The following is a 13,732-nucleotide window of genomic DNA, read 5'->3' on the forward strand; positions in this document are numbered from 1 at the left end:
AATTAATCCAAAATTATGGAAATATTCCTAATTATGGAAATAATCCAAATAATATTTTGGATATAATCCATAATCACTATATTTGGATTATAAAGAGGTATAAAAATCTTTATTGAAGCGGAAAAGAATATGGAAAACGAACTAACATTAAAGCGATTTACCGATTTAAGAAGAGAACTGGGTTATACTCAAGCAGACTTTGCTGCACTAATTGGCGTTTCTAATACAACAGCAGATATAGAGCGTGGTAGAACCAAGCTTTCTGGTAAAGTTGTTTTAGAGTTGTTGAAACAATTTAAAATTAATCCGCTTTGGTTGTTTGGAGAAAGTGAAGAACAATATTTAGAGACTTCAAGAACTAGTGTTATACCTAAAGTGGTGACAGTTGATTCTGCAAATCGTGAGAATATGGTTTTGGTAAATGCTAAAGCAGCTGCTGGTTATCCTCAGAATATATCAGATACTAGTTGGTATCAACAATTACCTGCATTCGATCTACCTATTCCTGAATTTAGAAATGCAACCTATCGAGGGTTTCAAGTAGAAGGTGATAGTATGTTACCTAATTTACACCCTGGTGAATGGGTTTTGGCAAGGGCAATTGAACATATAGATTATGTGAGTGCAAATAAGATGTACGTAGTTGTGCTCCAAGATTCCATAATGGTCAAGAAGGTAGAAAAGCGACCGAACTCTAATAACATTACACTAATCTCTTTAAACGAAACTTATCCGCCTTACGATATTAAACCATTTCAGATTCAAGAAATTTGGGAGGTGAGTAGTAAAATTACTTTTAATGTAGATGCTACTACCGATAATAGTCTTTTACGTCAGTTACAAGAATCAATGAAAGAGTTAAAAGATCAATTACAACATGTTAAGAAGGTTAATTAAAAGTATAGCTTTAATATTTTTTAATATACATACCGCTCTCTTTTAATTTAAAACCTAAGCTTTTATAAAGTGAAATTGCTGCAGTTCTGTGGTGACCGCTGAATAATAGCACATCGTCAAGTTTTGATTTTTCTGCTTGTTCTAAAAGCTTTTCCATTAGCTTTCTGCCAATACCTTGGCCTCTATATTCAGAAGAAACAACCACATCTTCAATCATTCCTTTGTGTCCAGATACTACCTTGTATTTTGCCATCATAGCAATACCAACTAATTTATCATCATCTAAACAAATTACAACATCTGTGGTATTGTAATCAGAAAGAGCGGTTGCCAAATCTAATTGCGTTAACTCAGCATTCAATTGTTTATAGAGTTCAGTAAGTTGAGATTGTAGGTCTGCTGTAACTTCGTTGAAAGTGATTAATTTAATATCCATAGCCTAAGTTGCTTTAAGAACCTAAAATTACTTCATTTTAGGTGAATAGGTTAATCTGTCGATACTTTCTAAAATGATTATATTTAAAAAAATGTAAACCCGACCATTTTATGAGAATTCTTCTATTAGTAATTGTGTTTGTAATTTCAATCTCGGCAAGCGGTCAAGTTGATGATGAAAAATTACGTATTGGCTATACTGCTGCAGCACCTTTTATAGTTGAAAACGGAGAGGATGTGGAGGGGCTTAATGTCTGGTTATGGAAAAGAGTGGCTAGTGATTTGAATATTGAATATGAGATGATACCAATGGAGTTTTCATCTATGTTAGATTCTCTTCGCACTGGTGGAATTGATTTAAGTATTAATCCGCTAACCATTACCAGTCAGCGTAGTAAAGAGATGGAGTTTACACATTCTTTTTATGCTTCTAATGCTACAATAGCTATTGCCCAAGTTTCTTCTTTTGATAGATTGAAGTCATATTTAAGTGGTTTTTTAAATGTCGGATTTCTAAGTGGTTTATTGATATTGCTATTTATTATCTTTCTATTTGGGGTTCTCGGGTGGTTGTTTGAACGTAAGAAAAATCCGGAGGCATTTAGACCGGGAAGAAGTGGATTATGGGATGGCATGTGGTGGTCTGCTGTAACTTTGACTACTGTGGGTTATGGCGATAAGGCACCGGTCACCAAATTTGGCAAGATAACCGCCTTGGTTCTAATGTTTGGCGGACTCCTATTTATTTCTGGATTAACAGCTAGTATAGCATCGAGTTTAACCGTAAATCAACTAACCAATAATCCTGATGGGTTTAATGAATTTAAAGGTAGGGCAGTGGGTACTATAACTAATTCAGGTACTGAAAACTTCTTGTCAGAACACTTTTTTAAAGATATACACACCTATTCAAATGTACCAACTGGTTTAAAAAATTTAGATCAAGGTAATATAAAGGCTTTCATATATGATGAGCCTATTTTAAAATATGCCATTCAAAGAGATTCTACATTACATAAATTAGAGTTGCTACCTGTAAAATTCGATATACAGTTCTATGCCTTCGGACTCCCGAAAACACATGTAGAATTAGAGCAACGCATTACTCAGCGAATTCTTGAAATAATAGAAACCGAAGAATGGGATATTGTTTTAAATGAATATGGTCTGGCAGAATTTTAGCCTTTACGTCGTTCTAACAATACCATCATCATTAAGCTTAATATGATAATGTCATCATCATTACCATTCAGTTTTTTTACTTCACTAACCTTAAAGCGACGACCAACTAATGATTTTTCTTTTGACAATCGAACTACGGTCTCATTGTTACCGTTAATTACCAAATAAGCTGGGTTTAAAAATAATCCTGTAAATAGGTTAATAACAGGTATTTGACCCACTAAACCATCCATCACCTTTACCCAAGCATTTTCTTCTCTAATTGTATACTTTAGTTGCTTGTTCTCGTCAAAAACTTCGTAATGTGCTTTCCATAAAGAAGCCCATCCCTTGCGACCTATTTTACCAAATTCTTTACCAGACGGGTCAGAAAAAGAATAACATGCCGAGAAGTCTATCCATCTATCTGCCTTTATATTGTAAAGTAAATTAGTTTTACTATCATTTTGATAAACGCCAACAGCCTCTTTAAATTTAAATAGTTTCTGTTTTACATAGGCAACCATATTACCATTGGCATCAACTGCAGAAAAATCGTTGGATAGTGTACCAATATGGAATTTGAAATCTAAAGGAAATTTATAATCTTGCATAAAATGGTTTTCTTAGGTGTAGTAGTTTAACTTTAATTAAATAATTATATTTTAATAAGTACCCTTAACTTCTCCCATTGATATAGAAAACGGACCAAGTTTATGTTGGGTAGGTAAGAAAACGCCGCTTTCTGTTTCAATCCAATCTTGCCATGTCGCTTCAACACCACCAATTGGGATGATCTTTGTCCAAAGTTTAAAACTCTTAGGTTTTCCACTAGGTTCTATAATCCATAGATATGAATCACCAGGTGTATCGCCACCTTGTGTGTAAGTAACTAGCAGCGCTTCAGATCCATCTTCCAAATGGACTAAATAGCGTTCGGTACCACGATCAAAAGCTTTAAATGGCGCTACTAACCAAAAAGAATCATTGTTAAAATAGCTTTGGGCTTTTTCAATTAACTCTTGTGACTTCTCATAAGACGCAGGTACGTTATTGATTGTAGCAATACTTGAATGCGGAGTAATCAAATCTAAGTTTACAATAACGTCATCATAACCTACTGTAACTATTTGCTTTTCGCGATCCCATTTATAGGTATGGTCATCTCGAAAAGACCATTCTAAAACTTTAGTATTATTGAAGTTTTTATAATTAAGGGCATCAAACATTCTGTATGCCAAAGCATCAGCTTCAGGTCCAGATTCGCCTGTAGGTACGGGTTCATTATATATGTAATATAAGACACCATAGCCTATTATAGCAAGTAATATTAAGATACCAATTAACTTAAATAATTTCTTTAGCATAATGTATTCAAATAATTCATTAATAATATATTGTAACTAATTTTAATTCTATTAAAAATTAGATTTAGATAAGGCTAGAACCCTATTGCAGCATCGTCTCCACGTTTATCGGCACCACCTTCAAGCTTGCCATTTGCTAAAACGCGAATAGCATCAACTTTTCCAATAATAGGGGTTCTTTCTTCGTTGATTATATATCCTTTGGTCTTTAGTTCTTCTTTCAGTTCAATAGGGAATCCGTCTGGTTCAAAGATAACCATGTCTGGTAACCATTGATGATGGAATCGAGGAGCGTTAACAGCATCTTGCATACTCATTTTAAACTCATATCCATTTAAAATGGTTTGAGCTACAGCAGTAATAATTGTAGATCCACCCGGTGTGCCAACAACCATCCATAATTTACCATCGCGTTCAACGATAGTTGGGGTCATGCTACTGAGCATTCTTTTTTCAGCTGCTATACTGTTAGCTTCTGCGCCAACTAGACCGAACATATTGGGTACACCGGCTTTAGCGCTGAAATCATCCATTTCGTTGTTTAAAAAGAAGCCAAGCTCATCTGAATACAACTTAGAGCCATACGCACCGTTTAGTGTAGTTGTTACCGAAACAGCATTACCTTCTTGATCAACAATAGAGTAGTGGGTAGTTTCCATACTTTCAACAATTTCAATATTGCCATGTTCTACTTCAGAAGATTTAGTCGCTTTGTCAAAAGAGAAGTTTGCCATTCTTTCGGCAAGGTATTCATCACTTAATAATTTGTCATAAGGTATTTCAACAAAATCAGGATCACCTAAAAAGTAGTTTCTGTCTGCATAGGCTCTTCTAGATGCTTCGGTAAATAATTGCACCATTTTAGGTGAATTATGACCAAGTTTTGCAATATCGTATTTTTCCATCATCTTGAATATTTGATTGATGGTTACGCCACCACTACTTGGCGGACTCATAGAAATTATATGCAGGTCTTTGTAGTTAAAAGTGATAGGATCTCTCCATATTGCTTGGTATTTTTCTAAATCTTCTTCTGTAACATACCCACCTTTTTCTTGAATAAATGCAGCAAGTTTTTTTGCTACTTCCCCTTTATAGAATCCGTCTCTACCATTTTTTGCAATACTTCTAAAGGTATTTGCCAAAGCAGGGTATTTAATAGTATCGTTCATTTTGTACACGGTCGCAAACTTGGTACTGTCGCTATTTACTTCAATAAACTTATCGCGTTGACTTGCTAGTCTTTTTTCTTGATTGGCGGTTACCACTACGCCACGCTCTGCCAAAGCAATCACAGGAGCCATAATTTCTTCAAGTGGTAGAGATCCGAATTTTTTGTGAACCTCAATAATACCAGCAACAGTACCTGGAACACCAACTGCGGTAGCCCCTAATGTACTTTTACCAGGTATTACATTACCCAATGAATCTAGGTACATGTTTTTATGCGCAGATAACGGTGCTTTCTCGCGATAATCTAAAGATCCCGATTCACCATTTGCTTTTCTGTATACCATGAATCCGCCACCACCTAAATTACCTGCAAAGGGATAAGCGACAACTAATGCCATTTCAGTAGCCACCATTGCATCAAAAACATTACCGCCTTTTTGCATAATATCACTACCTATTTTAGAAGCTTCTTCACGTGCTGAAACTACCATTGCTTTTTCTGTAACCGTACCCGTTGGTACTGCAGGATTCTCTTTGCAACTGCCAAAAGATATCAAGGCAACCAGCAAAAGTGTTATTTTAATTTGATTCATACGTTATTAAATTATAGGTTTAGGTAGATTATTTTAAAATAATGATGTTAAAGTGTTTATATTGTAATTAATAGGATGATTATTAAGGTTTTTAATGATGTAATTAATTGATAATACAGATTATTAAATTTCTTTTTGGGCATTTCAAAGTCCAATAGATTTTTTAAAAGTAAAATCTATTTTGTCATTATTCTAATACTTCAAAAGTATATTCATTTGGGTTTGTTGATGACCTGAAACTAGTTTCAAGGTTTATAAAATTAATCAAGCCATCATTATTTTCTGATGAAAAATAATAAACCAAATTATCATTAAATAATGATTTGATTTTGAATTGACCTGCTTGCCTTAATAATATACCATGCTTCGCAATATAGAATTCATCAATTAATGTAGCTTCAGATGAAACTAGTCGTGTGTCATATTCATAGGGGCTAAGAGTACCTGTCACATTTATTATTTCGCTTTCAGAAATATTAATAGTTGCTGGTTGGTCGAATTCTGTTTCTAAAAACAGTGTTAAGTTTATTAAAGCAGTATTTTCAGCTGTAAGCTCATAGATATTTAATTCTTTCCCATCCACATCGTTTAATACATTCGATATTTGAACATTTATCCATAAAGTGTCGCCAACTGCAAACATTTTTTTATCATCTTGTATAAAAATAGCATCAGACGTTTTTATGTCATATTCTTCGAAATAAGGTTCGTCATCATCTCCGCAGCACATACTTGCGCAAAGAATATATAGCGGACAGAAAACATAAATTAAAAATGACTTTAGCATTAAACGTCTATTTAGTAAGAGATTTGAATTCTTGCTTTGAGAATGTTATTAGTTCTTCAAAGAATTCGGTAAACTCTGCCTCAAAGGCATCGTAATGTTCTTCAAGGTCTAGAATGGCAAAATTCATTTTAGATTTATTATTCGTTCTACGGTTCATACCGTTAAGCACACGAGCGATTCCATCCATTTTAGAATAGTTGAATATCCAATTATCGCTAATCATATAAGGCATCATTTTTTTGACACCGATAGGTAGTATTTCGTAATTATCCTCTAAAAGGTCATAGAAATTATCCACAAAAACATCCAACGGTACATCAGAATATTTAGACCAATTTTTTGCTAAAAAGTGATCGTAGTAGATATCAACGATAACTCGGCTGTAATGACTATAGTTAGCATGAAGTCTTTTGCTGCTTATTTTTGGTATCGCATGGCTATCAGTATACGTGTCTATATGACGATGAAGTTTTATACCTTTTTGTACTTTAATTGGTAGGTGGTCAAATTTATTGGCACGAATGCTATCGGCTATAAAATTGCCTATGGTAATTTCTTTGTCATTAAAAGACAGGTAAATATGAGCTAAAAAATTCATTCGCTTAAATTATGCTTAGTAGTTCGAATTTACAAAGAAGGGCAATAGTGATAAGTATGATACGTTTATATTTGCAAAAAACTTATTAAGATTATATGACACTAATAAAATCTATTTCAGGAATACGAGGAACAATTGGAGGTAAACCAGGAGAAAATCTTACACCTATTGATGCGGTAAAGTTTGCGGCATCTTACGGAGTCTGGTTAAAAGACTATTCTAAAAAGGATAAATTAAAAGTTGTTATTGGTCGCGATGCCCGTTTATCTGGTGAGATGATGCAGAACCTTGTGGTATCTACTTTGGTAGGTTTAGGTATCGATGTAGTCGATTTAGATTTGTCTACAACACCAACCGTAGAGATTGCGGTGCCAATGGAGAATGCCGATGGTGGAATTATTTTAACAGCAAGTCATAATCCAAAACAATGGAATGCATTAAAGTTGTTGAATGAAAAAGGCGAATTCTTAGATGCTGCTCAGGGAGCTAAAATTCTTGAAATAGCAGAAAAAGAAGATTTCGATTTTTCTGATGTTGATGATTTAGGAGTGATAAATAAAAACGACAGTTATATTGATATTCATATTGATGAAGTTTTAAACCTTTCTTTGGTAGATGCCGAGGTGGTTAAAAAAGCGAAATTCAAAGTAGTTGTTGATGGAGTGAATTCTACTGGTGGTATTGCAATTCCAAAACTTTTAAAGGAGTTCGGAGTAGAAGTGGTTGAGTTGTATTGCAAACCAACCGGTCATTTTCCACACAATCCAGAGCCGTTAAAAGAGCACTTAAAAGATATTTGCGATTTAGTAATTAAAGAAAAAGCTGATTTCGGTATCGTAGTAGATCCAGATGTTGACCGTTTGGCGTTCATTAGTAACGATGGCGAAATGTTTGGTGAAGAATATACCTTGGTCGCTTGTGCTGATTATGTGTTAGGTAAAACAAAAGGTAATACGGTTTCTAACCTATCATCTTCTCGTGCATTGCGCGATATTACCCAAAAGCATGGTGGTACATATGAAGCTGCAGCAGTAGGTGAAGTAAATGTAGTTACCAAAATGAAAGCGAATAATGCTATTATTGGTGGTGAAGGTAATGGAGGTATCATATATCCAGAAAGTCACTACGGTAGAGATTCATTAGTAGGTACTGCTTTGTTTTTAATGTTAATGGCTGAAAAAGGTGGTACAGTAGCAGAATTAAGAGCTAGCTACCCAAGTTACTTTATGAGTAAGAAGAAAATTCAATTGACTCCTGGTTTAGATGTTGATGGAATTTTAAAAGCTATGGCTGAAAAGTATGCAAATGAAGAGCTGTCTACTATTGATGGTGTAAAGATCGATTTTGCAGAAAACTGGGTTCATTTAAGAAAATCGAATACAGAGCCAATCATAAGAATTTACACAGAAGCTAAAAGTCAGACAGAGGCTGACGGCTTAGCAGATAGAATTATTGGTGAGATAAAATCTATAGCAGGTTTATAATAATCATATTTGCCGATAAAAAAACCGGAAGCAGTTCAACTGCTTCCGGTTTTTTATTTTCTATAATTTTAACTAACATCAGCAAAAGCTGCAGGTTTTTTACCTCTATGTTTCCAGCGTTTGTGGGTCCATAGGTAGTATTCAGGTTTTTCTCGAATTTGCTCTTCGGTGAGTCTTAAGAATTTGTCGGTGATTTCATGTTCTTTGGTCTCTTTGCTATTTATAGAGATAGGTGTGAATTCTGCTTTATAGTGTCCGCGCCTAACTTTGCTTACTTTTAAAAATACCGTTGCTAATCCTGTCTTTCGTGCTAGCGCTTCGCCACCATTAAATATGGGAACAGTAATACCCATGAAATCTGTCCAATAATGAGCTCTATGTGCTTGAGGAGACTGATCACTTACCATACCGTAGGTAGCACGAACATTATTTCTATAATTATGAATGATTGTTTTAGCAGTCTGCCCTTGGGTTATTAAAGTTGTATTCCATCTAGCCCTCGTTTTTCTAATGAAATTATCAAAATAAGAGTTGTTTATTTTTTGATAAACTGCATACCCTTTAGAGTTTACATAATTGTTGATGCTTACATTCCATTCCCAATTGGCATAATGTGCGCATAAAATAATAATGCTACGTTCTTTTTCGATTTCCAGTAATACTTCAGGATTTACTAGGTGGTATTTTTTAGCAACGGCCTCTTTACTAAGATTCATGGTCTTGACCATTTCTAAAAACATATCACAAAGGTGTTTGTAGAATTCCTTTTCAATACGATGAATTTCATCTGCAGACTTATCTGGAAAAACCAAATTCAAGTTCTCTTGCACCACTTTTCTTCTATAACCGAATACGCGATATATAAAGAAACACGCAATATCAGATAAACCATAAAATAAGCGATGTGGCAAAATAGAAACAACCCATAAAAAGGGATAGATCAAAACAAAGGCCAGTAGTTGCATTTTCAAAAAAATTATGGGCAAATATAGTTATATTTGACGCCAAATAAAGGGCAGATAATGTACAACATTGATATAGCGACCATAGCAATAATAGCGGCAAATGTATTAGTGTCAATGAAGGGGTTCAGTGATACTACTTTTTTTGAACGCTACAAATTTAGTATTGGGGCAATTAAAGCAGGTCAGAAAGAACGTATGGCAACATCGGGATTTCTGCATGTAGATATTTCACATTTATTGTTTAATATGCTTACCCTTTATTTCTTTGCAGGGGTAGTCATCAATTGGTTTGGAACAACTCAGTTTTTAATCATTTATGCTGTAAGTCTTATTGGTGGTAGTTTGTTGGCTTTAAGTTTTCATAAAGACGAACCTTATTACTCTGCGGTTGGTGCAAGTGGTGCGGTAACCGGTATTTTATATTCGGCAATTCTCTTACAGCCAAACATGCAGTTGGGTATTATGTTTATTCCAATTCCGGTTCCTGCGTATGTTGTTGGTATTGGTTATTTGCTATATTCTATTTATGGTATGAAAAAACGATTGGGTAATATTGGGCATACTGCTCATTTTGGAGGAGCGATAGGAGGGTATGCTTGTACCTTATTATTCATGCCTAGCTTGTTGCAAACAGAAACCCTAATGGTGGGTTTATTAGCATTGCCAATACTATTATTATTGGTGCTTGAGAAAATGGGTAAGATTTAGATTACTTTCCCGTTTTTTAACCGATAAAGTGTATTATTAACCCTAATAAAGTGTATTTCATCGTATTTGCCTGTATATAGACAACAAGAGGGCAGTTCGGGGCGTTAGTGCAAAAACCCCGATTAAAATGAAATCAAACCTATCTGTAAGAAAAGTATGGCTAATGGCTATAACCGCTTCACTTTTTATAGCAAGTTGTAGTGATGAAACCACAGTTTTTGAAAACCCTGAAGATAATTTAGTTAGTGAAACCGACCAATCTAAGCTAGATAATAGTGTAAGCTTTGATCGTGCCGGTGTTTTAAACATTTTTGAAGATCCTATTGCCAGCGCAAAAAGATCGAGTATAACAGGCAAAGATGCAGAAGCTGGTGATTATCCACTTTCTTTAGTCGCTCAAATAGCACCTCCGTCATTTACAAATGGAGAAAATTTAGCTGCTACCCATGTTGCCTTAGATGGTGATTATGGTTATGTATCTTACAATACTGTAGGTCAAGATTATGTTGGTGCTATTGATGTCATCGATATTAGTGATCCTACCAACCCGACAGTTACATCTAGAGTATATTATACAAACGCAGATTTGAATTCTATAGCGTATGATAATGGTTATATATATGTCGCAGGTGGCGTAGATGCTGAGCAATCTGTTACTGCAACTGCAAATTCATTAGTAGCTAAAATTGCTGTTAGCGGGGGTAGAATGAATACTTCTAATATCGCTTACGGTTTTCAAGAGGGCTTTAATGCAACAGATGTTAGAATTATAGGTAACAACGTCGTGGTAACAAGTGGTCAAGACGGCTTGGTGGTTGTTTATGATAAAAATGATTTAACTACTTTAAGTGAAGCACCCTTTTCAGATTTACGTGCTGTAGCGTATAGTGGTAATGAAATTGCTGTTTTAGATGCTGCGCAAGGTATTAGCTTTTTAGATCAGAATTTAAATACCCTTCGTAGCATAGCTATAGAATCTGATTTCGGTATAGATGCCAAACGTACTTTAGATTATTTAAATGAAAATATAGTTGTTTCGGAAGGAACAAAAGGAGCCGGAGTATATAATGCCACATCAGGAAGCTTTGTAGAATACTTGCCGATTTTAACTAGTCCGGAAAACGCTGAACCAGGTGAAATTGTAACCAATGGCGTTGCAGTGAACGAAAATGTTCTATTGATGGCTAACGGTGCTGGCGGATTAAGTCTTTCGGAAACTAATGATAATAGTACTGTAGGTGTTGGTGTAATTGAACTAACAGGTTCAATAAATTATGTAGCAACAAAAGGTGATTATATCTTTGCGGCATCTGGTAAATCAGGATTTCAAATTATTAAACTTAACAGACCTAGCGATAGCTTGGCAGAACGTTGTTCTGAATTGCAAAGCTATTCTGGTAGTGCAAATTTAAACGTGAATAGCGGAGACGATTTTGCATACAGAGGGTCAAAAAGATTTAATAGTATGAATATTGGTGGCAATTTGTTGTTATGTGGATCTTGGACTGTTAGTGAAGGTGTCAATATCAATTCAGATGGCTTGTTTGAAATGAATGGAACTATAGTAGTTGGAAGGAATAATAAAAGAAGAAATATAACTGTAAACTCAGGGGCAACCTTAAGAGTTGAAGGTAATTTAACTATATATGGTGATTTAATTCTTAATGAAGGTGCGACTTTAGAATTTCTAGGTGATGATTCGGTAGTAAATATCTTTGGTAGTGTTACCAGAGGATCGAATACGACGGTTGAAGGTACTTACAGAGATGTTAGAGGTGCATTCTAATTCATCAAATAATAAGATATAAAAAAAGCCCGAACATTTAATGTTCGGGCTTTTTTACGTTTTGTTTCGAAATCTAGTTCAGTAACTCTGCAACCTTAGCTTCAAGTGCAGGACCTCTTAAATTTTTAGCAACGATTATTCCGTTTTCATCCAATAAAAATGCTGCGGGTATTGCATCAACATTGTATAGTTTAGCGATTTTATCATCGAAATATGCGATGTTTGAAATATGGTTCCAAACCAATCCGTCTTCCGCGATAGCTTTTTTCCATGCTTCATCAGTTCTATCTAAAGAAACACCTAGAACGTTTAATCCTTTGTCGTGGTATTTATTATAAACAGCAACGATATTCGGGTTTTCAGCTCTACAAGGTCTACACCATCCAGCCCAGAAATCGATTAAAGTTACTTTTCCCATTACATCTTTTAAAGCAAGTTCAGTTCCATCAGGACTAGGACCAGAGAAATCAGGAGCTTTAGCGCCAATACTAGAATTTTTACCAGCTGCTTCAGATACCTTTAAATCTTCAATGCCCTTTAAAATTTGTTTTCCTGGTTTAGAGCTTTTGATTTCTTCAGATAATGTTTTGTAAATTTCTTCAGCTTCTTCTAATTCAACAGCTTTAGTCGCAACTGCTCTATCTAACACCAAAGCAGATATTAATGCTTTTGGATGAGCTTTTACATAGTCCAATTCGAATGTTTTATACTCTTCTTGCAACTCCTTCATTTCATCTTGCAAAGCCAAAGCTGCTTCACCAGATGCAGCTTTCATATCTTTTTGAATAGATTGCGCTTGCATTGAAATTTCTCTCGATTGCTCCATATAATCGGAGAAAGAGTCATTTTGAAAAGTTCCGCTTATATCAGCGAAGCCCATGCTGTCTCTTTGTGCACTAAATTGTATTTCACCATTTTCAAGAATTACAGCAGTATAGCCAGGTAGTTGTTCAACAAAGATGTAGTGAAGTTCAGGAATATCAGATTTTCCAGTAAAAGTAAACTCACCATTTGTTGTGGTAGCGGTATCAACTTCCATCGGTTGATTGTTTTCTCCTATTTTCTTCAAGAAAACACGAGTGCCATCAGTCATTTCGCCTCTAAGCTTTCCGTTAAGGGTGAAGCTTTCTGGCTTTGAGTTACAACTAAACAATAAGACTCCTGCAAGCAGTATTAAAATACTATGTTTCATAAATTTCACTTAGGTTAAGTTGCAAATGTACTTATATATAGGATATAAAAAAAGACCTCTAACGCAATGGTCAGAGGTCTTTATTATATTGGTTTAATTGCCGTTAAAACTGGTAACGAATACCTAGTCCGATATCAAAATCAAAATTATCAGAGAATCCGTCATAACCAATGACTCCCAATTCTGGTCTAAAATCTAATGATAATATTAGTGGAATGTCAAAGTTGTACTCAATACCAATGTCACCAGCTGCAAAAACAAACAAGCCGCCATCATCACCGGGGAAATCAACATTTCCTAATCCGCCACCAACACCGTAGTACCATTGAAAGTCACCTTCAATAGGGCGTACCCATTGGTAAAGTCCTGCTATTTTAAATGCATTAAAATTTCTGCTATCTCTCCATCCTAAATCAAATTCAACCCTTGTGTCGCGTGTAAGAGATTTTTGATAACTGATTTCAGCACCAAACCCGTCACTGTCTCCTAATCGTAATCCTAATGCATGATTCGATATTTCTTGTGCAGAAAGCGAACAGGTTGCCATAAATAATAATACGGTAATACCTTTTAAAATCTTCATATA

14 protein-coding genes are annotated in these 13,732 nt (G+C 35.0%); 5 read left to right on the plus strand and 9 right to left on the minus strand.

Going from position 1 to position 13,732, the window contains the following annotated elements:
* Window positions 1-129 precede the first annotated feature (129 nt).
* Window positions 130-897: an XRE family transcriptional regulator gene (locus tag QSV08_RS04475; RefSeq protein WP_299317442.1), complete on the plus strand. Its 768-nt coding sequence runs from the start codon at window positions 130-132 to the stop codon at window positions 895-897.
* Window positions 898-907: 10 nt separating this feature from the next.
* Here the strand turns inward: QSV08_RS04475 and QSV08_RS04480 are convergent, their stop codons facing one another.
* Window positions 908-1,333 carry a GNAT family N-acetyltransferase gene (locus QSV08_RS04480; protein ID WP_324026951.1) on the minus strand — a complete coding sequence of 142 codons (426 nt, stop codon included), beginning with the start codon at window positions 1,331-1,333 and terminating at the stop codon, window positions 908-910.
* Between the two features lie 110 nt (window positions 1,334-1,443).
* Between QSV08_RS04480 and QSV08_RS04485 the strand changes: the two genes are divergently transcribed.
* A complete protein-coding gene (locus tag QSV08_RS04485; RefSeq protein WP_324026952.1) occupies window positions 1,444-2,514 on the plus strand; it encodes a transporter substrate-binding domain-containing protein in 1,071 nt (356 codons plus the stop codon).
* Here QSV08_RS04485 and QSV08_RS04490 read toward each other — a convergent pair.
* The 5 genes from QSV08_RS04490 to QSV08_RS04510 all read right to left on the minus strand — a co-directional run bounded on the left by QSV08_RS04490 (window position 2,511) and on the right by QSV08_RS04510 (window position 7,011).
* Entirely contained in the window at window positions 2,511-3,107 is a 597-nt protein-coding gene (locus QSV08_RS04490) for a hypothetical protein (RefSeq protein WP_324026954.1), read from the minus strand. The two genes, QSV08_RS04485 and QSV08_RS04490, sit on opposite strands and share 4 nt — an antisense overlap.
* A 51-nt stretch (window positions 3,108-3,158) precedes the next feature.
* Window positions 3,159-3,860 carry a hypothetical protein gene (locus QSV08_RS04495; RefSeq protein ID WP_324026955.1) on the minus strand — a complete coding sequence of 234 codons (702 nt, stop codon included), beginning with the start codon at window positions 3,858-3,860 and terminating at the stop codon, window positions 3,159-3,161.
* Between the two features lie 74 nt (window positions 3,861-3,934).
* Window positions 3,935-5,626 (minus strand): gamma-glutamyltransferase, encoded by a 1,692-nt coding sequence (gene ggt, locus QSV08_RS04500; RefSeq protein WP_324026956.1) that lies wholly within the window; start codon window positions 5,624-5,626, stop codon window positions 3,935-3,937.
* Between the two features lie 187 nt (window positions 5,627-5,813).
* Window positions 5,814-6,413 carry a hypothetical protein gene (locus tag QSV08_RS04505; protein ID WP_324026958.1) on the minus strand — a complete coding sequence of 200 codons (600 nt, stop codon included), beginning with the start codon at window positions 6,411-6,413 and terminating at the stop codon, window positions 5,814-5,816.
* 7 nt (window positions 6,414-6,420) lie between these two features.
* Window positions 6,421-7,011, minus strand: coding sequence for an acyl carrier protein phosphodiesterase (locus QSV08_RS04510; RefSeq protein ID WP_324026959.1), 591 nt, complete (start codon window positions 7,009-7,011; stop codon window positions 6,421-6,423).
* Between the two features lie 95 nt (window positions 7,012-7,106).
* On the opposite strand from QSV08_RS04510, the gene glmM reads away from it, so the two are divergent.
* Window positions 7,107-8,495, plus strand: coding sequence for a phosphoglucosamine mutase (gene glmM, locus QSV08_RS04515; RefSeq protein ID WP_324026960.1), 1,389 nt, complete (start codon window positions 7,107-7,109; stop codon window positions 8,493-8,495).
* A 68-nt stretch (window positions 8,496-8,563) separates the two neighbouring features.
* Here the strand turns inward: glmM and QSV08_RS04520 are convergent, their stop codons facing one another.
* On the minus strand, window positions 8,564-9,460 hold the full coding sequence (locus QSV08_RS04520) for a lysophospholipid acyltransferase family protein (RefSeq protein ID WP_324026962.1): 897 nt from the start codon (window positions 9,458-9,460) through the stop codon (window positions 8,564-8,566).
* 57 nt (window positions 9,461-9,517) lie between these two features.
* On the opposite strand from QSV08_RS04520, the gene QSV08_RS04525 reads away from it, so the two are divergent.
* Both QSV08_RS04525 and QSV08_RS04530 read left to right on the plus strand, forming a co-directional pair.
* Window positions 9,518-10,168 (plus strand): rhomboid family intramembrane serine protease, encoded by a 651-nt coding sequence (locus QSV08_RS04525; protein ID WP_299317414.1) that lies wholly within the window; start codon window positions 9,518-9,520, stop codon window positions 10,166-10,168.
* A 127-nt stretch (window positions 10,169-10,295) separates the two neighbouring features.
* Window positions 10,296-11,954, plus strand: coding sequence for a hypothetical protein (locus QSV08_RS04530; RefSeq protein WP_324026964.1), 1,659 nt, complete (start codon window positions 10,296-10,298; stop codon window positions 11,952-11,954).
* 73 nt (window positions 11,955-12,027) lie between these two features.
* On the opposite strand, the gene QSV08_RS04535 is transcribed toward QSV08_RS04530, so the two are convergent.
* Window positions 12,028-13,146, minus strand: coding sequence for a redoxin domain-containing protein (locus QSV08_RS04535; protein WP_324026966.1), 1,119 nt, complete (start codon window positions 13,144-13,146; stop codon window positions 12,028-12,030).
* 103 nt (window positions 13,147-13,249) lie between these two features.
* Entirely contained in the window at window positions 13,250-13,729 is a 480-nt protein-coding gene (locus QSV08_RS04540; protein WP_324026968.1) for a hypothetical protein, read from the minus strand.
* Between the last annotated feature and the right edge of the window lie 3 nt (window positions 13,730-13,732).

Origin of the sequence: Maribacter sp. BPC-D8 (assembly GCF_035207705.1) — a bacterium.
Taxonomy (GTDB): domain Bacteria; phylum Bacteroidota; class Bacteroidia; order Flavobacteriales; family Flavobacteriaceae; genus Maribacter.

Coding starts and splice junctions, on each gene's coding strand:
- QSV08_RS04475 (WP_299317442.1), top strand. CDS start 130: ATGGAAAACGAACTAACATTAAAGCGATTTACCGATTTAAGAAGAGAA.
- QSV08_RS04480 (WP_324026951.1), bottom strand. CDS start 1,333: ATGGATATTAAATTAATCACTTTCAACGAAGTTACAGCAGACCTACAA.
- QSV08_RS04485 (WP_324026952.1), top strand. CDS start 1,444: ATGAGAATTCTTCTATTAGTAATTGTGTTTGTAATTTCAATCTCGGCA.
- QSV08_RS04490 (WP_324026954.1), bottom strand. CDS start 3,107: ATGCAAGATTATAAATTTCCTTTAGATTTCAAATTCCATATTGGTACA.
- QSV08_RS04495 (WP_324026955.1), bottom strand. CDS start 3,860: ATGCTAAAGAAATTATTTAAGTTAATTGGTATCTTAATATTACTTGCT.
- ggt (WP_324026956.1), bottom strand. CDS start 5,626: ATGAATCAAATTAAAATAACACTTTTGCTGGTTGCCTTGATATCTTTT.
- QSV08_RS04505 (WP_324026958.1), bottom strand. CDS start 6,413: ATGCTAAAGTCATTTTTAATTTATGTTTTCTGTCCGCTATATATTCTT.
- QSV08_RS04510 (WP_324026959.1), bottom strand. CDS start 7,011: ATGAATTTTTTAGCTCATATTTACCTGTCTTTTAATGACAAAGAAATT.
- glmM (WP_324026960.1), top strand. CDS start 7,107: ATGACACTAATAAAATCTATTTCAGGAATACGAGGAACAATTGGAGGT.
- QSV08_RS04520 (WP_324026962.1), bottom strand. CDS start 9,460: ATGCAACTACTGGCCTTTGTTTTGATCTATCCCTTTTTATGGGTTGTT.
- QSV08_RS04525 (WP_299317414.1), top strand. CDS start 9,518: ATGTACAACATTGATATAGCGACCATAGCAATAATAGCGGCAAATGTA.
- QSV08_RS04530 (WP_324026964.1), top strand. CDS start 10,296: ATGAAATCAAACCTATCTGTAAGAAAAGTATGGCTAATGGCTATAACC.
- QSV08_RS04535 (WP_324026966.1), bottom strand. CDS start 13,146: ATGAAACATAGTATTTTAATACTGCTTGCAGGAGTCTTATTGTTTAGT.
- QSV08_RS04540 (WP_324026968.1), bottom strand. CDS start 13,729: ATGAAGATTTTAAAAGGTATTACCGTATTATTATTTATGGCAACCTGT.